The 18,916-nt window shown below is 70.5% G+C and carries 17 protein-coding genes; 10 read left to right on the plus strand and 7 right to left on the minus strand.

The genetic code is table 11. The features are described 5' to 3' along the window. The first annotated feature begins 43 nt into the window (after positions 1 to 43). From CP977_RS31090 to CP977_RS31105, 4 genes are all read left to right on the plus strand, one after another. Complete coding sequence (locus CP977_RS31090; RefSeq protein WP_062759863.1) at positions 44 to 1,240, plus strand: acetyl-CoA C-acetyltransferase; 1,197 nt, start codon at positions 44 to 46, stop codon at positions 1,238 to 1,240. A 50-nt stretch (positions 1,241 to 1,290) separates the two neighbouring features. Then, complete coding sequence (locus CP977_RS31095) at positions 1,291 to 1,746, plus strand: MaoC family dehydratase (RefSeq protein WP_062759864.1); 456 nt, start codon at positions 1,291 to 1,293, stop codon at positions 1,744 to 1,746. 53 nt (positions 1,747 to 1,799) lie between these two features. Beyond that, complete coding sequence (gene fabG, locus CP977_RS31100) at positions 1,800 to 2,570, plus strand: 3-oxoacyl-ACP reductase FabG (RefSeq protein ID WP_152371253.1); 771 nt, start codon at positions 1,800 to 1,802, stop codon at positions 2,568 to 2,570. A 115-nt stretch (positions 2,571 to 2,685) separates the two neighbouring features. Further along, entirely contained in the window at positions 2,686 to 3,651 is a 966-nt protein-coding gene (locus CP977_RS31105; RefSeq protein ID WP_244412636.1) for an MBL fold metallo-hydrolase, read from the plus strand. Between the two features lie 108 nt (positions 3,652 to 3,759). Here CP977_RS31105 and CP977_RS31110 read toward each other — a convergent pair whose 3' ends face one another. Continuing rightward, positions 3,760 to 4,101, minus strand: a complete 342-nt coding sequence (locus CP977_RS31110; protein ID WP_062759867.1) for a nuclear transport factor 2-like protein — start codon at positions 4,099 to 4,101, stop codon at positions 3,760 to 3,762. Positions 4,102 to 4,306: 205 nt separating this feature from the next. On the opposite strand from CP977_RS31110, the gene CP977_RS31115 reads away from it, so the two are divergent. After that, positions 4,307 to 6,364 carry an ATP-binding SpoIIE family protein phosphatase gene (locus CP977_RS31115; protein WP_152371255.1) on the plus strand — a complete coding sequence of 686 codons (2,058 nt, stop codon included), beginning with the start codon at positions 4,307 to 4,309 and terminating at the stop codon, positions 6,362 to 6,364. 61 nt (positions 6,365 to 6,425) lie between these two features. Here the strand turns inward: CP977_RS31115 and CP977_RS31120 are convergent, their stop codons facing one another. After that, positions 6,426 to 7,298: a helix-turn-helix domain-containing protein gene (locus CP977_RS31120; RefSeq protein WP_062759869.1), complete on the minus strand. Its 873-nt coding sequence runs from the start codon at positions 7,296 to 7,298 to the stop codon at positions 6,426 to 6,428. A gap of 248 nt (positions 7,299 to 7,546) precedes the next feature. On the opposite strand from CP977_RS31120, the gene CP977_RS31125 reads away from it, so the two are divergent. From CP977_RS31125 to CP977_RS31135, 3 genes are all read left to right on the plus strand, one after another. Then, positions 7,547 to 8,941, plus strand: a complete 1,395-nt coding sequence (locus CP977_RS31125) for an MmgE/PrpD family protein (RefSeq protein WP_062759870.1) — start codon at positions 7,547 to 7,549, stop codon at positions 8,939 to 8,941. A gap of 73 nt (positions 8,942 to 9,014) precedes the next feature. After that, positions 9,015 to 10,502 (plus strand): aldehyde dehydrogenase family protein, encoded by a 1,488-nt coding sequence (locus CP977_RS31130; protein ID WP_062759871.1) that lies wholly within the window; start codon positions 9,015 to 9,017, stop codon positions 10,500 to 10,502. 37 nt (positions 10,503 to 10,539) lie between these two features. After that, positions 10,540 to 11,396 (plus strand): IS5 family transposase gene (locus tag CP977_RS31135; RefSeq protein WP_244412637.1). Its coding sequence is split into 2 segments (ribosomal slippage): positions 10,540 to 10,879 and positions 10,879 to 11,396, totalling 858 coding nucleotides; the frame shifts between segments, so codons are not numbered across the junction. A 12-nt stretch (positions 11,397 to 11,408) separates the two neighbouring features. Here the strand turns inward: CP977_RS31135 and CP977_RS31140 are convergent. The 3 genes from CP977_RS31140 to CP977_RS31150 form a co-directional block, all read right to left on the minus strand. Continuing rightward, positions 11,409 to 11,714, minus strand: coding sequence for a hypothetical protein (locus tag CP977_RS31140; RefSeq protein ID WP_053641273.1), 306 nt, complete (start codon positions 11,712 to 11,714; stop codon positions 11,409 to 11,411). A 334-nt stretch (positions 11,715 to 12,048) separates the two neighbouring features. Beyond that, entirely contained in the window at positions 12,049 to 12,726 is a 678-nt protein-coding gene (locus CP977_RS31145; protein ID WP_152371256.1) for a TetR/AcrR family transcriptional regulator, read from the minus strand. 28 nt (positions 12,727 to 12,754) lie between these two features. Beyond that, a complete protein-coding gene (locus tag CP977_RS31150; protein WP_152371257.1) occupies positions 12,755 to 14,278 on the minus strand; it encodes an MFS transporter in 1,524 nt (507 codons plus the stop codon). Positions 14,279 to 14,434: 156 nt separating this feature from the next. Between CP977_RS31150 and CP977_RS31155 the strand changes: the two genes are divergently transcribed. Together CP977_RS31155 and CP977_RS31160 are read left to right on the plus strand one after the other, a co-directional pair. Beyond that, positions 14,435 to 15,421, plus strand: a complete 987-nt coding sequence (locus CP977_RS31155) for a quinone oxidoreductase family protein (protein ID WP_062759874.1) — start codon at positions 14,435 to 14,437, stop codon at positions 15,419 to 15,421. 131 nt (positions 15,422 to 15,552) lie between these two features. After that, complete coding sequence (locus tag CP977_RS31160) at positions 15,553 to 16,320, plus strand: glucose 1-dehydrogenase (protein ID WP_062759875.1); 768 nt, start codon at positions 15,553 to 15,555, stop codon at positions 16,318 to 16,320. Between the two features lie 25 nt (positions 16,321 to 16,345). Here CP977_RS31160 and CP977_RS31165 read toward each other — a convergent pair whose 3' ends face one another. Together CP977_RS31165 and CP977_RS31170 are read right to left on the minus strand one after the other, a co-directional pair. After that, positions 16,346 to 17,269, minus strand: coding sequence for an alpha/beta hydrolase (locus CP977_RS31165; RefSeq protein ID WP_062759876.1), 924 nt, complete (start codon positions 17,267 to 17,269; stop codon positions 16,346 to 16,348). A 265-nt stretch (positions 17,270 to 17,534) separates the two neighbouring features. Then, a complete protein-coding gene (locus tag CP977_RS31170; RefSeq protein WP_062759877.1) occupies positions 17,535 to 18,887 on the minus strand; it encodes a phenylacetate--CoA ligase family protein in 1,353 nt (450 codons plus the stop codon). Positions 18,888 to 18,916: the final 29 nt, after the last annotated feature.

The following is an 18,916-nucleotide window of genomic DNA, read 5'->3' on the forward strand; positions in this document are numbered from 1 at the left end:
AGATATTTTATTTTAAGTATTTGTCGAGCGGAAGGGCGCAGCCATGCGACGCGCAGCCATTGTCAGCCCGGTGCGGACACCCGTCGGATCCTTCGGAGGCGCCCTGAGGCCGGTGGCGGTCGAGGACCTCGCCGCCACCGTCATCAAGGCGGTCGTCGAGCGAACCGGGATCGACCCCGAGCGGATCGACGACGTCGCCATGGCTCAGTCCTACGCGAATTCCGAGACGCCCTGCATCGGCCGCTGGGCCGCCCTGCACGCCGGACTGCCGCTCTCGGTGCCCGGTCTCCAGACCGACCGCCGCTGCGGCGGCGGCCTCCAGGCCCTGGTCACGGCCGCCATGATGGTCCAGACCGGAGCCTGTGACGTCGTCCTCGCCGGCGGCGTCGAGAGCATGTCGAACATCGAGCACTACACCACCTCGATGCGCTGGGGGAGCCGCTCGGGCAACGTCGAGATGTACGACCGGCTCGACCGCGGCCGCGAGCGGTCCCAGCCCGAGCACCGCTTCGGGAAGATCTCCGGCATGGTCGAGACCGCCGAGAACCTGGCGCAGCGGTACGGCATCACCCGCGAGGCCGCCGACGCATACGCCGTCGCCAGCCACCGTCGGGCCGCCGCGGCCTGGGACAATGGCCTCTTCAAGGACGAGGTCGTGCCGGTGAGCGTGCCGCAGCGGCGCGGGGACGCCCTGATCGTCGACCGGGACGAGGGCGTCCGCCCCGACTCCTCCGTCGAGGTCCTCGCCGAGCTGCGCACCGTGATGCCCGGCGGCACCGTCACGGCGGGCAACGCCAGCCAGCAGAACGACGCCGCCGCCGCGTGCCTGGTGGTCGCCGAGGACAAGCTGGAGGAGCTCGGCCTGGAGCCGCTCGGCTACCTGGAGGGCTGGGCCGCGGCCGGCTGTGACCCGGCCGTCATGGGCATCGGTCCGGTCCCGGCCGTGGCCAAGCTCCTCGCTCGTACCGGCAAGACCTTCGACGACCTCGACCTCGTCGAGATCAACGAGGCGTTCGCCGTCCAGGTCCTCGCGGTCCTCGCCGAGTGGGGCTGGCACGACACCGACCGCCTCAACGTCAACGGTTCGGGCATCTCCCTCGGCCACCCCATCGGCGCGACCGGCGTGCGGATCATGACCACCATGCTCCACGAACTGCGTCGCCGGGACGGCCGTTACGCCCTGGAGACCATGTGCATCGGCGGCGGCCAGGGCATGGCGGCCCTCTTCTCCGCCGCGTGACCGCGGCCCGGCCCGATCGACACGACACCCGAGTTCCGACAGGACACCCGATGACCAAGGTCTTCCCTTCCCCCGACGCGCTCGCCGAGGCCGTCGGCACGCACATCGGCACCGGCGACTGGACCACCGTCGACCAGCAACGGATCGACCTCTTCGCCGAGGCCACCGGCGATCACCAGTGGATCCACGTCGACCCCGAGCGCGCCGCCACCGGGCCCTTCGGCACCACGATCGCCCACGGCTTCCTGACGCTGTCCCTCCTCCCCGTCCTGGTCAAGCAGGTCTACCGGACCGAGGGGGTCGGCATGGCCGTCAACTACGGCCTCAACAAGGTCCGTTTCATGCACCCGGTACGGGTCGGCTCCAAGGTCCGGGCCTCGGTGGACCTCGTCTCCGTCGAGGAGGTGCCCGCCGGCCGTCAGGTCGTCTCGCGGGTGACCGTCGAGATCGACGGTGTCGACAAGCCGGCCTGCGTCGCTGAGACGGTCACCCGCCTCTACGGGTGAGACCGCCACCACCGTTCCACCTCTTCCGCCATCACCGCCCAAGGAGTACGACCGTGTCCGCAACACCCCAGACTGAGCAGCGCGTCGCCATCGTCACCGGCGCGGCCCGCGGCATCGGCGCCGCCACCGCCCTGCGCCTGGCCCGCGACGGCTTCGCCGTCGCCGTGCTCGACCTCGACGAGGCGGCCTGCGCCGACACCATCGCCGCCGTGGAGAAGGAGGGAGGGCGCGCCCTGGCCGTCGGCGTGGACGTCGCCGACGCCGCACGCGTCGAGTCCGCGGTGGCGCGCGTGGCCGCCGAACTGGGCCCGCCCGCCGTCCTGGTGAACAACGCCGGAGTGACCCGCGACAACCTTCTGTTCAAGATGGACGAGACCGAATGGGACGCCGTCATCGGCGTCCACCTGCGCGGCGCGTTCCTGATGACCCGCGCCGCCCAGGCCCACATGACCAAGGCCGGCTGGGGGCGCGTCGTCAATCTGTCGTCCGTCTCCGCGCTCGGCAACCGCGGCCAGGTGAACTACTCCGCCGCCAAGGCCGGTCTGCAGGGCTTCACCAAGACCCTCGCCATCGAGCTGGGCAAGTTCGGCATCACCGCCAATGCCGTCGCCCCGGGCTTCATCGTCACCGAGATGACCGCGGCCACCGCCGAGCGGCTCGGCGTGCCCTTCGAGGAGTTCAAGGCCCAGCGCGCCGCCGTCACCCCCGTACCGCGTGTCGGCGAGCCCGACGACATCGCCCACGCCGTCTCCTTCTTCGCGAGCGAGGGCGCGGGCTTCGTGACAGGACAGGTCCTGTACGTCGCCGGCGGTCCGCGCGGCTGAGCGACCCGGCTCCGGCGACACGCACCACCAGCAAAGGAAAGACATGACAGCACGGTTCGACCAGGGCGCCTGGGCGGAATCCGGTGTGCAGACGGTTCAGCCTGGAGTGCACCGAGTGCCTCTGCCGCTGCCCAACGACGGTCTGCACGCCGTGAACGTCTACCTCCTCGAAGGGCTGGCCGAGGACGGTCGGCTCGTCATGATCGACGGCGGGTGGGCCATCCCGGAGGCGCGCAAGAAGCTGGAAGAAGCCCTGGCCGTCATCGGGCGGGACCTCTTCGACATCGGCCACATCCTGGTGACCCACGTCCACCGCGACCACTACACGCAGGCGGTGGAACTGCGCCGGCTGCTGGGCGCGCGCGTCTGCCTCGGAGCGGGGGAACGTCGGGGCCTGGAGCTGCTCAACGAGATGCGGGGCGGACTCGGGTCGGCCCTGAGGACCCTGCGGCGGGCGGGGGCCGAGGAGCTGGCCGAACTCGTACAAGTCACCTACCCCGACCTGTACGAGCCCGGCCACTGGGAGGCACCGGACCGGTGGCTGGGGGCGGAGACGCTGCGCTTCGGCCCGCACGCGCTCCGGGTCATCCCGACCCCCGGCCACACCCGGGGCCACGTCGTCTTCCTGGACGAGCGGCGCCGGCTGATGTTCTCCGGCGACCACGTGCTGCCGCGGATCACGCCGTCCATCGGCTTCGAGGCCTCCGATCCCGGGGGCAGACCGCTGGCCTCGTACCTGGAGTCCCTGCGGCTGATGACCGACTACGCGGACACTCGGCTGCTGCCGGCGCACGGGCCCGTCGGCGAGAGTACGCACACCCGGGTCGCCGAGCTGGTCGCGCACCACGACGACCGGCTGGCCAGGACGCTGGCCGTCGTCGGGGACGACACGCGTGACGCCTTCTCGGTGGCCCGCGGCCTCGTGTGGACCCGCCGGGAACTCGCGTTCGGCGCGCTCAGCCCGCTCAACCAGATGCTCGCGGTGAACGAGACGGTCGCCCACCTGGACGTCCTGGCCCTCCGGGGCCGGGTCGCGGTGTCCTCGGTCGGGGGAGTGAACCGGTACACGCGCATGCGGTGACGGCGCGCCGTCGTCCGCGTCGACGAGCGAGCCGCGGAACGGAAGGAAGTCCCGGACCGCCGGTCATCGTGCCGGGCGGTCCGGGACTTCCGCGCGTCGCGGGAGGTGTCAGACGGCTATGTTCATTTCGGGACCGATGTACTCCTCGGCCGAAACGACCTGGCCGCCCTCCACGGTGGCCACCTGGATGATGTGCACGTTCGTGCCGTCGAGGGTGGTCGACGTCTGCACGATGAAGCCCTTGTCCGTCAGCGTGTACCGCGAGTTCCGGAACGGCGGGAGGCCGCCCCGGCTGTGCACCGCGTCGATGGCTCCCTTCAGGCTCATCCACTTGTCGTCGGAGCTGTGCCACACCCTGCAGTCGGGCGCACAGAACTCGTAGAAGAGATCGACGTCGGACAGGGCGCGGAGCCAGCTCTCGGCCAGCTCCTTCGGGGTCTTCTCGGGCATGCTCGGGCCTTCCTGCTCAGAACGCAACGAGGTGGTGTGATCTGCACCGAGATCGATAATCATGCATCATATAAAAAATGACAAGAGCTTTCGCTGTGCTCGGCGAGTGTTCGGCGACGCGCGGGGCGCACCTCCCGAAAGCGCGCGGACCGGCTCGGCGGACGTACCGTGAGGACAGGCAGGGCCGTCGAGCCTGAGGAGCGAAATGGTCGGGTGCACCGCCGCCGACGCGGCAGCGACGTCTCCCTTCGCGGCCGCTGTCCTCGACGACCGCGGCATCGTCCTGCGCTGGTCCAAGGCCGCCGCCGATCTGCTGGACCGGGCCGCCGAGGAGGTCTGCGGCCGCTCCTTCGCCGCCCTCCTCGCCGACGACGGGGCCCGGGAGCGCTTCGCCGGCTTCCTCGCGGAGGGCCGGCAGAGACTGCTGCACCGCACCGGGCCACCGGTCGAGGTGAACCTCCGTGCGCTACGGCTGGAACCGTCCGGCGAAGTTCTCCTGCTCCTCGTACCCACGCACGCCGACGACGAGGACCGCGTGGAGGAGGAGCGCCGGCTCCGGGCCCACCGGGACCGGGATCTGCTGCACGAGGCCGCCGTGCGCATCGGCGGCTCCCTCGACGCGGCGCGCACCGCCCAGGACCTGGCCGACGTCCTCGTCCCCGCTCTGGGGGACCTGGCGAGCGTCGAACTCGCCGACGGCGTGCTCGACGGGGACGAGCCGCCGGAGACCCACGGCGGAGGGGACCTGCGTCTGCGCCGTACGGCCGTGGCCTCGGCCACCGGCACCTGGCCGACCCATCTCGTACAGCCCGGCCAGCGTATTCCTCCCATGGTCTCCACGGGCGAGCTGCGGGACGTGCAGCACGGGCGGGCCGCCGTCTTCGACCCGGCGAAGGTGAGGGCCCTCTTCGAGGACCCGTCACAGCACCTTCCCGAGCACATGCACACGGCCATGTGGGCGCCGCTCTTCGCCCGCGGGCTGGTGCTCGGCACCGTGGCCGTCTGGCGCACGGAACAGCGGGAACCGTACGACGAGGAGGACGCGGACCTGCTCACCGAGATCGTGTCCCGGGCCGCCCTGGGCGTGGACAACGCCCGCCGCTACACCAGGGAGCGCCGGTCGGTCCTCGCGCTCCAGCAGCGCCTGCTACCGGAGCCCACGACCGACGCGCCCGCCGCCGAGACCGCGGGACTTTACCTGCCCACCGGCAGCGGAGCCGGCATCGGCGCCGACTGGTACGACGTCATCCCCCTGCCCTCCTTCCGGGTCGCCCTCGTCGTCGGTGACGTGGCCGGACACGGCCTGTACGCCACCGCCACCATGGGCCGGCTGCGCACGGCCGTCCGCACGCTCGCCGACCTGGAACTCGACCCGACCGAACTCCTCACCCACCTGGACGACCTGGTCCAGCAGTTCAGCAGCCGTGCCGACCCGGTGGGCCCGTTCGTAGCCACCTGTCTGTACGCCGTGTACAACCCCGTGGCCCGGCGCTGCGCCCTGGCCAGTGCCGGCCATCCGCCGCCCTTCCTCATCACTCCCGGTGGCGTCGCCGAGGCGGTCGACATCAGCCCCGGGCCGCCCCTCGGCGTCGGCGGACTGCCGTTCGAGACGGTCGTCGTCGACGTGGAGCCGGGCAGCGTCCTGGCCCTGTACACCGACGGCCTGGTCGAGCACCGGGCCGGTGACGCCGACGGCGGGACGCACTGGCTGAAGGAGAGACTGTCGTCCTCGTACGCCCCCGGCCGCCCCTTGGAGGAGACCGGACGCGCGGTCCTCGGCGGCCTCGGCGACGAGCCTCCACGCGACGACGTCGCCCTGCTCCTGGCCCGCGCCCGTGCCGTTCCCGAGGACCACACGGCGAGCTGGGACTTCCCGGCCGACCCGACCATCGTGTCCACCGCCCGACGGGTCGTCGCCGAACAACTGGTGGCATGGGGGCTGGAGGACCTGGTCTTCAACACGGAACTGATCGTCAGCGAACTCGTCACCAACGCCGTGCGGTACGCGGGCGGCCCCGTCGGGCTGCGGCTCATCCGGGAGACCTCGCTCGTCTGCGAGGTCACCGACCCCAGCAACACCCAGCCGCGCCTGCGCCGGGCCCGCTGGAGCGACGAGGGCGGGCGCGGCCTGTTCCTGGTGGCCCAGCTCACCAGCCGGTGGGGGAGCCGTCACGGCCGACACGGCAAGACCATCTGGGCCGAGCAGTCCCTCGTGCCCGAGGAGCTCGGCCTCGTGGAGTTCGACCTTGCGGACCTCCTGTGAACGCCGGGCCGTCGTGGGGGCGGCGGTGCCACTGCCGAGACCGATCGAAGGCCTCGGTGGATCAGCTCGCGGTCTCGGCCCCTGCCGTCGTGTCCGCTTCGGCGGCCCAGGAGGCGAGGAAGCGCAGACCGTCGTGGGAAGGGCTGCCCGGTTCCGCCGTCCAGGTGACGAGGGACTGGTCCGGGTCGGTGGCGCAGGTCAGCGTGTCCCAGTCGAGGGTGAGATCGCCGGCCACGGGGTGGCGGAACACCTTGGTGCCCATGCCGCGCACGGCGACGTGGTGGGCGCCCCACCACTGACGGAAGTGCTCGTCGCGCACGGACAGCTCGCCCACGAGGGCGGCGAGCCGCTGGTCCTGCGGGTCGCGTGCCGCCTCCATGCGGAGCTGGGACACGCCGGTGTGGGCGACGTTCTCCCAGTCCGGGTACAGCGCCCGTACGGCGGGGTCCGTGAATACCAGACGCACGTAATTGCGCTGCTTCTCCGGAATCTTCGAGAAATCCGTGACCAGGGCGGCGGCCAGGGAGTTCCACGCCAGAATGTCCATACGGCGGCCCAGGACGACGGCGGGCACGGTCACCAGGTCGTCGAGCAGTCGCCGCAGTTGGGGGTGGACCTTCTGCACGGCCTGCCGCCGAGGCCGGGCGGCGTCCTTGCCCGCCAGTTCGAGCATGTACTCGCGCTGGTCCCGGTCGAGCCGGAGGACCCGGGCGATGCTGTCCAGGACCTGCGGCGACGCCGTCCGGCGTCCCTGCTCGAGCCGGGTGTAGTAGTCGGTGCTGATGGAGGCCAGCAGCGCCACTTCCTCCCGGCGCAGACCCTTCACCCGGCGTCGGCCCCCCATGTCCGGCAGCCCGACCTCCGACGGGCCGAGCTCCATGCGGCGGGCTTTGAGGAAAGCGCCTAGTTCACTGCTGTGCGCATTTCGTTCCATACCTGTCAGTCTTGCAGGCCAGGAGTAATTTGTGAGGGGGCCGGTGGTGTCCTAGGACAGTGTTGTCCGGGGCTGTTTTCCGCCCCTTTTCAGTTTCCTGGTGATGTGTGAGCGTCGTGAGCGCGGGCCCCCTGGTCCCCTGCCCGGAGCCCTGAGCGCGCTGAGCAGAGGTCTGGTCAAAGCTCACAGTATAAAATATATTAAGCATCCTTCTTGAGGATACTTTCGCCGGAAGCGAGGCGCACGACGTGCAGACCACCCTCCCAGTCGAAGCAGCTGCCGCCCGGTTGGTGGCGGAGCTGGACCACGACTCACTCCCGCCCGAGGTGGTACGGGGCGCGCGGCGGCTGTTGCAGGACCAGTTGGCGGTGCAGATCGGCTGTGCGGACCTGCCTTGGAGTCGTGCCGTACTCGATCTGACGCGGAGCCGTCACGTACCGGGGGGATCACGTGTGGTCCTCACCGGCGACATGATGAGCGCGGCGGACGCGGCCTTCGTCAACGCCACCTTCGGCCACGGGTTCGAGTACGACGACGCCCACCGTGCCAGTTCCAGCCATCCGGGCAGTTGCGTGGTCTCGACCGCCCTCGCAGTCGGCGAGGAACTCGGCGCCACGATGCGGGACGTGCTGCTCGGAATCGTCGCGGGATACGAGATCTACACCCGGATCGGCGTCCTGGCCGCGCCGGAGCTCCTGGAGCGGGGCTTCCACCCGCACGCGGTCCTGTCGAACCTCGGTGCCGCCGCGGTGGTCGCGAAGATGCGCGGCTTCGACCTGGAGCGCACCATCCACGCCCTCGCCATCGCGACGAGCCACTGCTCGGGCACCACCGAGTACACCTCCTCGGGCGGTTCCGTGAAGCGCGTGCACGCGGGAATCGGCACCCGGAACGGGATCCGCGCGGCCGAGATGGCCGAGGCCGGCATCACCGGCCCGCTCGCCTTCCTCACCGGCTCCAAGGGGTTCTACCGGACCTTCGTCGGGCGCGAGGTCGCCGCGGACGCCGCGGACGCCTTCTCCCCGGACGCCCCGTTCGAGATCGAGCGCGTCTGGATCAAGCCCTACTGCTGCTGCGGGATCAACCACGCGTACATCGACGGCGCACGGCGGTTCTCGGACCGCGTCGAGCTCATCGAGAGTGTCGAACTGGACATCCAGACCGGCGGCAACGTCATCGTCGGGACCCGCAACGTCAACGCCTACGCACCGCAGAGCATCGAGAACCTCCAGTACAGCCTGCCGTTCCAGTTCGCCCTGTCCCTCCTCGGCCGCGGCAACGGCTACCTCACCCACCGCGCCTACCTGGACGGCGAGCTCGACCTCTCCTCGGGTGGAGAGGTGGCGGAGCTGGCCCACCGGATCCACATCACGCCCAAGCCCGAGCTCGACGCGAGGTACGCAGGGAAGTGGGTCGGGAACATCACCGTCACCTACCGCGACGGTTCCACGGAGAGCCTCTTCGTCGAGAGTCCGCTCGGCACTGCCGAGAACCCGATGCCGCAGGCCGACCTCGACGCCAAGTTCCGCGACCTGACGGTGACGGTCATGGGCGCCGAGCAGAGCGAGGAACTGCTGCGGACGATCACCGAGGGCGACAACGACGTGCCCGCCGCCACCCTGACCAAGCTCCTGGTCGTCTGACGGCCATCCGTTTCCCCGCTTTCTCCCCGTAGAGCCGCTTCTGCTCATGGACGAAACAGAGAAGAGAACGCGCATGACCACCTCGTCAGCTGCTACGCAGGCGATCCCGGAGTTCGTCACGGGCCACAAGAAGCTCCTGATCGGCGGTGAATGGGTCGACGCCGCCTCCGGCAGGCGGATCGACGTCGTCAACCCGGCCACGGGCAAGACGCTCGGCACCATCGCCCAGGGCGACGCCACCGACATCGACCGGGCCGTCAAGGCCGCCCGGCGCGCCTTCGAGGGGGAGTGGAGCCGCTGGACGCCGCACCAGCGCCGCAAACTCCTGCTGAAGGTCCACGACGTCGTCCTCGACCACTTCGACGAACTCGCCCTGATCGAGACGCTCGACATGGGAGCGCCCCTGGCCAGGACGAGGAACCTCGCCGAATGGACCTCCCAGGTCCTGCAGTTCTTCGCGTCGCAGTGCGATTCCGCGGGCGTCGCCACACCGCAGAACTCGCTCCCCGGCAACTTCCTGACGCTGAAGCACCAGGCCCCCGTGGGTGTCGTCGGTGGCATCATTCCCTGGAACGGCCCGCTGATCGGCCTCTGGTGGATCTTCGGCCCGGCCCTGGCCACCGGCTGCACGGCCGTCCTCAAGCCCGCCGAGGACGCCTCCCTCTCCGTCCTTCGCGTCTCAGAACTGCTGACCGAGGCCGGTGTGCCCGACGGCGTCGTCAACGTCGTGACCGGGTACGGTGCCGAGGCGGGCCAGGCCCTGGCGGAGCACGAGGACGTCGACCGCGTCGCGTTCACCGGCTCCGTCGGCACCGCGCGGGCGATCGTCAAGGCCTCGGCCGGCAACCTCAAGCGGCTGCAGCTGGAGCTCGGCGGCAAGTCGCCCGACATCGTCTTCGCCGACGCCGACCTCGACAAGGCCGTACCCGGTGCCGCGATGGGCGTCTACACCAACAGCGGCCAGGTCTGCGTCGCCGGCACCCGGATCCTCGTCCAGCGCTCGGTCCACGACGAGTTCGTCGAGCGCATGCGGGAGTTCACGAAGACGATCCGGGTGGGGGACGGGCTCGACCCGGACACCCAGCTCGGCCCCCTCGTCTCGGAGCGCCAGCTCGAACGCGTCATGCACTACATCGGTGTGGGTGGCGACGAGGCCCGGCTGGCCGGCGGCGGCAGCCGTCTCGGCGGCGACCTCGCGGGCGGTTACTTCGTCGAACCGACGATCTTCGCCGGAGCCACGAACGACATGACCATCGCGCAGGAGGAGATCTTCGGCCCGGTGGCCTCCGTGATCCCCTTCGACGACATGGACGACGCCCTGCGCATCGCCAACGACACGCCGTACGGACTCGCGGGCGGCGTGTGGACGCGGGACCTGTCGACCGCGCACAAGGTCTCGCGCGGGATCACGGCCGGCACGATCTGGGTCAACTGCTACGGAGTCCTCGACCCGGCCGTCGGGTTCGGCGGCACCAAGATGAGCGGCTACGGCTGGAAGGGCGCCAAGGAGCACGTGGACAGCTTCCTGTATCCGAAGGCCGTGTACGTCAACCTCGACTAGGCAGTGTCCCGTGGATCAGATGATCGTTTGATCCGATGTGGAGTCCAGGGGTGGGTTGAGCGATGAGGGCTGGGAGCGGATTCGGCGACTGCTGCCGCCGGATCCGCCGTGCGGTGGTCGATGGCGGGACCATCGGGTGATCATCGACGCGGTGGCTTGGAAGTACCGGGGCAACAACGCATGGCGGGACCTGCCTGAGCGGTTCGGTCCCTGGCAGACGGTTTTCAACCGCTTCCGGCGTTGGGCGAGGGACGGCACCTGGCAGCGGATCCTGACCGAACTCCAAGCCCAGGCCGACGCAGCCGGAGACATCGACTGGCTGGTCAGTGTGGACTCCACCACCGTGCGCGCTCATCAGCACGCTGCCGGCGCCCGTAAAAGGGGGCTCCATCAGGAGAACCGGATGATCACGCTCTCGGGCGATCCCGCGGCGGGCTGACCACCAAAGTCCACCTGGCAGCCGACGGCCGGTGCCGTCCGTTGTCACTGCTGGTCGCGGCTGGGCACCGCCACGACTCTCTCTACTTCGAGGCCGTCATGGCCGGCATCCGCGTGCCCAGGATCGGGAACGGCAGACCCAGGACGAGACCGGCCAGCGTGAGCGCGGATCGCGCGTACTCCTCCCGCGCGATCCGCTCCTATTTGCGCCGTCGCGGCATCACGACGGTGATCCCGGAACCTGCCGACCAGATCGCCAACCGCAAACGGCGCGGATCACGCGGCGGCCGCCCGCCCAGCTTCGACCGCCAGGCGTACAAGCACCGCAACACTGTCGAGCGATGCATCAACCGGCTCAAGCAGTGGCGCGGTATCGCCATGCGCACCGACAAGCTCGCCGTGCACTACCTCGCGGCACTTCAGGTCGCAGCAATCTTCCTCTGGGTCCGAACCTGACGCTGAGGCCGGTCATCTCTGCCAGGAGAGCGCCTCAACCGATGCGATGTCACCCGCCGCCAGCAGTCCGAAGAGCCGGAGAACCTCCTCGCGGGCGACATCGCGCATCTCCCCCGGAGCCATCGAGTCCTCGTCCGGGTTCTCCCAGACCAGCAGACCGTCACCGAAGGCGCTGAGGGACCACCCGCTTTCATGGGTGAGTGAGACATCGGGGTGCTCGTCATCGGCCTGTGCCAGACCGTCGAGCACTCGCTTCATCGTCTCCGAGTCAGGCTCGTCGACCGTCCCGCCCATGACGTCGTACATGAAGTAGCTCATTGATCAATTACCTCATGTGGTGATCCACGGGACACTGCCTAGTACGCGGAGACCCGGGTGCCGGCCTGTACGGGGCAGCACCGCCGACAGGGGGGGGCAAGCGGCGGATCGTCTCCCGGGTCGTGAAGCCGGCCATGGCCTCTGCCGGGGGCCGGTCGCGAACGCGTCACCACCCTTCGCCGACGACAGGAAGAACGTCGCGGCGAACGGTGTCGTGTGCCCGGACCGCCGTGGGGCCGCCCGTGTCCAGCCGTACCGGACGCGCCCCGTCCGTGCGGATTCAACAGATCACCCGGGCCCTCGGCCGGTGTGGCGGCCCCGCTCCCGAAGCCCCTCAGGAGGCGCCGTCATCGACCGACGGGTTCGGTCCGTCACCGGCGCCGTCGGCGGCCGGGCCGGTCGAGGCGTCCGTCCCCGGTACGTACGTGGCCACCGCGGGCCATGCCCGCGCGGCCGATTCGAGGACCGCGCCGACCACTTCCGGGTCCACCCGCGACAGGCCGTCGAAGAGGCCGCTCGTCCGCAGGGAGATCACACCCACCAGACAGGCGACCAGGACTTCGGCCCCGGCCACCGGGTCGTCCGCACCTCCGAGCGCCAGCCGGGCGGCGAGCGGCGACACCAGACGGTCGCGCATCTCCTCTGCAGCGGAGGCGCGCACCTCCGGAGCACTGCCCTGGGAGAGGAGTGCCTGGACGAGTGGTCCCGGAGTGCCCCGCAGGTCGGCTCGGCGCAGTGCTTCCGCCGTGTAGGCCCCCGGGGCCACGCCCTCGGGGGAGGCCGCCGACTCCCGGCCGTCCTCGGCGACCGCCGACCGGTACAGCGCGGCCTTGCCACCGAAGTACCGTGCGACGAGGGACCCGTCGGCCCCGGCGCGCTCGCCGATGTCCCGCAGCGTCACCGCCGCGTATCCGTGGCGGCCGAAGAGCTCCCGGGCGGCGTCGAGCAGCGCGGCCCGCGTGGCGTCCGCGTCGCGCTTCCTGCCGCGAGGCTGTTCCTTGGACGATCCCATGACTGACTCCTCGGGGTTCGGTCTGCGCTCAGCGTCCGGAGTTGCGGCGGTCGGTTCCCGAAGCGGCGGGGCCGGTGATCCGTCCGCCCCGGGCGGTGCCCCGGGTCACGACGGCGGACCCGGTCACCGGGGCGGTGGACCGGCGCGGTGGCAGGGCGACGGCGGCGACGACGCCGAGGAAGGTCGCCGCCGCCGTGGCCAGGAGGGCCGTGGTGTAGGCGGCGTCGTCGGGAAGGAGGCTGCCGGCGGGGGTGAAGGCGAGCATGATCGCCGAGATGGCGGCGCTGCCGACGGAACCCCCGACCGTACGCAGCACCTGGTTGAAACTGGTGGCGCTGCCGGTCTCGGACGCCGGAACGTGGCGGACGATGAGCAGCGGCATGACCGCGTAGGCCGCGCCCACACCGGCTCCGAGCAGGAAGGTGCCGAGGACGAGGACCGCCATGTGGTCCCGCCACAGGGCGAGCGCGACCAGGTCGAGGGTGACGACGAGCGACCCCAGCGGGAGGACGCGGAACGGCCCGAACCGGGAGACGAGGGCGGAGGCGAGCCGGTTCGCCGCCACGCTGCCCACGGACATCGGCAGCAGAACGAGTCCCGTGGCGGTGAGGGAGAGGTGGAAACCGTACCCGGCCTCGGCGGGGACCTGCGTGTAGAGGTTCACCAGGGACAGCACGCCGAACATGCCGACGCCGGTGAGCAGCGCGGTCGTGTTGGCCGCCAGGACGGCCCGGTTGCGCATCAGCCGTACGTCGACCAGGGGATGGGGGGTACGGCGGGCCTGGAACACCCACAGGGCCAGCAGAACCGCTCCGCCGCCCAGGCATCCGAGCGTGGCGCCCGACACCGGCCCCCAGGCAACCCCCTGGCTCACGGCCAGGAGGACGAGGGCGAGACCGGAGCAGAGCAGCGCGGCCCCGGCCAGGTCGAGCGGACGCGACGGGGTGGAGGAACCCTCGGGCACGACCCACCTCACCACCACGAGGGCGGCGGCGCTCAGCAGCGCCGCGAACCAGAAGCCGGCGCGATGGTCGAGGTGCTGGGCGATGACGCCCGTCAGGGGGTAGCCGATGCCCGCGCCCACGGACGTGGTGATGGAGAGCGACGCGATGCCCGAGCGCATGCGCTTCGGGGGCAGGTGGTCGCGGGCGACGGCGATGGTCAGAGGCAGCAGGCCCATGCCCATGCCCTGCAGGGCCCGTCCCGCGAGCAGGAGCGGGAGTCCGGGCGCGGTCGCCGCCAGGACGCTTCCGACGAGCACGCCGACCAGGGACGCCTGGATGGCCGCACGGCGGCGCGGTCCGTCACCGAGCCGGCCGAGGACCGGGCCCGCGACGGCTCCGGCGAGCAGGGTCGCGGTCAGCACCCACTGAGCGGCGCTGAGCGACACGTGCTGCTCGCGGGCGATGGTGGGGACCATGGGGGCCCCGAGCGTGCTGATGACAGAGACGGTCAGGGAGGTGAACATGAGGGAGGGCAGCAGGGCCCGTGGTCGCACGGCGCCGTTTCCGCGTCCGTCGTCCTGCGGGGTGCCCGAGGAGGGCTCGACCATGCTGCGGCTTCCTTTCGGGCGGACCGTTGTCAACGGTCGATGTCATTACCCAGTGACATACAATATGGAAAATAAAATCCGTTTCGTCAAATCGGCGAGCGACTCCCGCCCATCGGGACCCGCCCTGCCGGTTTCCGTGTACGCGAAGGAGTACGCATGCCCTCGACCATGACCGCGCTGTACGGCGGCACCGGACCCGCGTGGGCGTCCCGCGAGGTTCCCGTCCCCGCCCCCGGCCCCGGCCAGGTGCTGGTCCGTGCCCGGGTCGCCGCCCTGAACCACGCGGACGCCTCGGTCCTGGCCGCCGCCGATCCGACGGCCGGCGGCACGGGCGTGCCGTACCTCGCCGGGTACGAGTTCGCCGGCGAGGTCGCGGCCCTGGGGGAGGGGGTGGCCGGCCCCGGGATCGGCGCGCGGGTGATGGGTACGACGCCGGGCAGCTTCGCCCAGTACGTCCTGGCCGACCATCGCCATGCCGTCCCGATTCCGGACGGTCTCGGGTACGAGGAGGCCGCCGCGCTGCCCACGGGGTTGCTCACCGAGCACGGGGCCCTGACGAGCGGTGGCTTCGAGGCCGGTCGGTCGGTCCTGATCACGGGCGCCACGTCCAGCGTCGGTCTGGTCGGCGTCCAGATCGCCAAGGCCCTCGGTGCTTCGACGGTCGTCGCCACGACCCGTACCGCCGCCAGAGGGGCCCTGCTGCGAGAGATCGGGGCCGACGAGGTCGTGGCCACGGAGGAGCGGGACCTCGCGGAGGCCGTCCTGGAGCTCACCGGCGGCGAGGGTGTCGACCTCGTCCTGGATCATGTGGGAGGTCGAACCTTCGCCGCGTGCCTGCCGGCCACCCGGGTCGACGGCAGTGTGGTCAACATCGGTCGTCTCGACCGGGCCGAGTCCACCATCGACCTGGACGCCCTGTCCTACCGGCACCTGCGGGTCCGAGGGGTGTCCTTCGGCTTCTCCCGGCCCGCGAAGCTCGGCGCCGTCCTCTCCGGCGCGGTGGACGCGCTCGCGCCCGCCCTCCTCGACGGCCGGGTGCGGCCGCTGATCGACAGTACGTACGACTTCGACACCGCATCCGAGGCGGTGCGGAGGCTCGGCTCGCACCAGGCGCTCGGGAAGATCGTTCTCGCCGTGCCCTGACGGGCGCCGAGCTGATCGCACCCACGGAACGGAACCCTTCCCTCCGTCGCATGAATATAATATTTTCTCCTTGGTGTTCGATCTGCGGTCCGCATCCGGCGGGTCCGCAGGACATTCCTAGGAGCTATCTCGTGGCAGTCGCGTTCGACTATTCCGGCAGGGCCGCGTTCGTGACCGGCGCGGGATCGGGGATCGGGCGCGCCACTGCGCTCGCCTTCGCCCGGGCCGGTGCCGCCGTCGCGATCGCCGACATCAGCGCGGAGGGACTCGAAGGGACCGCGTCGCTGATCGCGGAAACGGGAGCCGAGGTGCGGGCCTTCACGACCGACGTCGCCGACCCCGCCCAGGTGGAAGCGGCCGTGGCGGGGACGGTGACGGCGTTCGGACGCCTGGATGTCGCCTTCAACAACGCGGCGACCTTCGATCCGTACGGCCCGGTCGACACCACCGACGTCACGACGTGGAACCGCGTCATCGCGGTCAACGTGTCGGGCGTCTTCCACTGCCTCAAATACCAGGCGCCCGTCATGCTGGCCCAGGGCGGCGGCGCGATCGTCAACGCGGGCTCCGTCGCGAGCGAGGTCGCGTCCCTGGGGCTGACGGCCTACACGGCGTCCAAACACGCCGTCGTCGGACTGACCAAGAAGGCGGCCCTCGACTACGCCACCCGGGGCATCCGGGTCAACGCCGTCCTTCCCGGCGCCGTCGACACCCCGATGGCCGCGGATTTCAGCGGAGGCACCGAAGAGGGACGTGCGGCCATGGTGGCACTGGAGCCGATGGCGCGGCTCGGCGACCCCAGGGAGGTCGCCGATGCCGTGCTCTGGCTCGGGTCGGACGCCGCCTCGTTCGTGACCGGCCACTGCCTCGCAGTCGACGGCGGCTGGCTCGCGCGATGAGCACCGGCGTCCGGCCGGCACGGTGTTACAGGTTGTCCTTGAAGAACGGCGTGATCTTCTCGAAGGCCTGATCGACCGCGAACGGCTGGTCGTACAGGTCGTAGTGGCTGGCACCCTCGACGACCAGGATGTCCTTCTTCTCGGACCGGGCCCGGTCGAAGAGCTCGAATCCGTCCCGGTACGAGCCGAAGCTGCCCGGCACGCTGCCCACGATGACCTGGAGGGGCTGCGTCAGCAGCACCTCGGCCAGGTGGAAGGCGTCCCATCCGACGGCCGCGGAGAGTCCGGAGAAGCGCAGTTTGTTCGGCGAGTTGGGATTCTCCCCCCGGGGCGTCTTGTAGTAGTCGATCGCCTGGACGATGTCGATGTCGGTGACACCGGCGGCCTCCCGCTCCTCCTGGGAGTTGGGGATGTAGGTCGTGATGGCGGCTTCTCCGCCACGCGCTTCGACGGTGCGCTGCTTGCCGATCGCCTCCAGCGTCGCGACGGCGGCGCCGGCCGACAGGTCGCCCTCCCGCATCAGCCGGCCGTAGTTGGCTCCGACGACCGTGACCAGTGCCTTGATGCGGTGCTCGGTCATGGTGGCGTTGGCCGCGTAGCCGCCCCCGCCGCAGACGCCGAGGCAACCGATGCGGTCCTCGTCGACGTAGTCGAGCGTCACCAGGTAGTCCACCGCGCAGCGGAAGTCCTCGACGCGCGTGGCCGGGTCCTCCAGGTAGCGCGGTTCGCCGCCGCTCTCGCCCTGATGGGAGGCGTCGAAGGCGAGGGTGACGTACCCCTGCTCGGTCAGCCGTTCGGCGTAGATGCTGCCCGAGGTCTGTTCCTTGCAGCTGCTGATCGGGTGTGCGCAGATGATCGCGGGGTACTTCTTCGAGGCGTCGAAGTCCTTGGGGAGCCGCAGGTCCGCTGCGACGTCCCAGCTCCGGTTCTTGAACCGTACGTGCTCCATGTGCTGCTCCTTGTCATGCGTAGCGCAGGGAAGGGCGGCCGGCGTGACCGATCCGGCCTGTCGTGAGCCCCGGAAGGCCTCTCGGAACTCTTCTCAGGCTTCACCTGTACGACAATTCCACGCAAAGAGCAGGTCAACCAGGTACAGAACCGTCCCCCCATCGGCCACCACCGTCCGTACATGCTTCGTGAGCCAGGGGGTACACAGACCTCTTGTCGGCTGCGCCGGGCTGCGTTCGGCGCCCCGGAGGAATGCCGACGCGGCTCTACGGCGCGACGCGTTCGATCAGTGAGACCTTGACGTGGTCCGGTCGCTTCAGGGTTCCGTCCGGGACGAGTTCGACGACCGTCTTCACGTTGAGGGCGGAACGGACCCGCTGCTCGATCGTGGCGCGCAGATCGCTCTGTGCCTCGGGCCCCATGCCCGCGGCGTGTTCCACGACCAGGGGCAGCGGTCGCTGGGTCGAGTGGCCCTCGAAGTCGACGCGGATGCGCATTTCCCCGGTCGTCGCCGGCGCCAGCTCGGCGACGAGCTGCTTGACCGCCGAGGGGAAGAGGTTGATCCCGCGCACGATCAGCATGTCGTCCGTGCGTCCTATGCACCGAACCTTGAAGCCGGTCCGCCCGCACGGGCAGTCCGTCCCGGTGACGACGACGTGGTCCCGGGTGCGGAAGCGCAGCAGGGCGGAGGCCCGGCGGCGCAGCGCGGTATAGACGAGCTCGCCCTGGGCACCTTCGACCGGCTCGACCCGGGCACCGCTCTCCGGATCGATCAACTCGGCGATCATGAGGTCGGGCGACAAGAAGTGCATGCCGTCGGCCGCTTCGCACTCGCCCCAGTAGGTGCAGGCGATGTCGGTCCCGCCCAGCATCTCCCGCGAGGTCGCGCCCCACAATGACTCCAGCTTCTCCCGCACGGCCGGGAGACCGCCGCCTGGCTCGCCGCCGACGCTGATGGCGCGGACGCCCAGCTCACGGGCGGGGCGGCCGACGATCTTCGGGGCCTGCTCGGCGAGGTGGGCGAGGAAGTGCGGTGTGCCGATCAGGGCGTTCGGGCGCTGGTCGGCCTGGACGCGCAGCAGCCGCTCCGCCCCGGCCTCCGCGCCGATCGGGATGTCGACGATGCCCATGTACTGCAGGATCTGCACGATGGGCAGCCCGCCGACGAAGCCCTTGCTCATGCCGAAGGCGTGCAGCAGCCGGTCGCCGGGCCGGAACCCGTTCGCGTAGAGGGCCCTGGCCCCGAGCTCGCACCAGGTGACGATGTCGGAAGCGGTCAGGCCCACGTACGAGGGGCTGCCGGTGGTGCCCGAGGAAGCCTGGATCTGCACGATCTCGGCGCTGCCGACACCGACGTGGGAACCCAGAGGCGGCGCTGCGGCCAGACTGTCGCGGAGTTCCTGCTTCTCGGTGAAGGGAAGGCCGGCCAGGTCGTCGACCGACCTGACCCTCGCCGGGTCGACAGCGTTCCGGGCGAACTTCTCCCGGTAGAAGGCGCTGTTCGCGGCGAGGTGAGCCACTTGCTCTCTCAGGGCTTCGCCCTGGAGCACGCGCGCCTCTTCCGGCGAGAGGGTCTCCACCGGACTCCAGTACTTCTCTGAGAACGGGGCGACTGACATGGGGGCCTCCCTCTTGCCCGGCCTGCCGA

This window comes from Streptomyces cinereoruber (assembly GCF_009299385.1).
GTDB lineage: Bacteria > Actinomycetota > Actinomycetes > Streptomycetales > Streptomycetaceae > Streptomyces > Streptomyces bikiniensis.

Bases quoted from the DNA above. Each gene is read 5' to 3' on its own strand.
- CP977_RS31155 (WP_062759874.1), top strand. From the start codon at position 14,435: ATGCCCTCGACCATGACCGCGCTGTACGGCGGCACCGGACCCGCGTGG.
- CP977_RS31145 (WP_152371256.1), bottom strand. From the start codon at position 12,726: ATGGGATCGTCCAAGGAACAGCCTCGCGGCAGGAAGCGCGACGCGGAC.
- CP977_RS31170 (WP_062759877.1), bottom strand. From the start codon at position 18,887: ATGTCAGTCGCCCCGTTCTCAGAGAAGTACTGGAGTCCGGTGGAGACC.
- CP977_RS31130 (WP_062759871.1), top strand. From the start codon at position 9,015: ATGACCACCTCGTCAGCTGCTACGCAGGCGATCCCGGAGTTCGTCACG.
- CP977_RS31095 (WP_062759864.1), top strand. From the start codon at position 1,291: ATGACCAAGGTCTTCCCTTCCCCCGACGCGCTCGCCGAGGCCGTCGGC.
- CP977_RS31120 (WP_062759869.1), bottom strand. From the start codon at position 7,298: ATGGAACGAAATGCGCACAGCAGTGAACTAGGCGCTTTCCTCAAAGCC.
- CP977_RS31150 (WP_152371257.1), bottom strand. From the start codon at position 14,278: ATGGTCGAGCCCTCCTCGGGCACCCCGCAGGACGACGGACGCGGAAAC.
- CP977_RS31090 (WP_062759863.1), top strand. From the start codon at position 44: ATGCGACGCGCAGCCATTGTCAGCCCGGTGCGGACACCCGTCGGATCC.
- CP977_RS31115 (WP_152371255.1), top strand. From the start codon at position 4,307: ATGGTCGGGTGCACCGCCGCCGACGCGGCAGCGACGTCTCCCTTCGCG.
- CP977_RS31165 (WP_062759876.1), bottom strand. From the start codon at position 17,269: ATGGAGCACGTACGGTTCAAGAACCGGAGCTGGGACGTCGCAGCGGAC.
- CP977_RS31110 (WP_062759867.1), bottom strand. From the start codon at position 4,101: ATGCCCGAGAAGACCCCGAAGGAGCTGGCCGAGAGCTGGCTCCGCGCC.
- CP977_RS31140 (WP_053641273.1), bottom strand. From the start codon at position 11,714: ATGAGCTACTTCATGTACGACGTCATGGGCGGGACGGTCGACGAGCCT.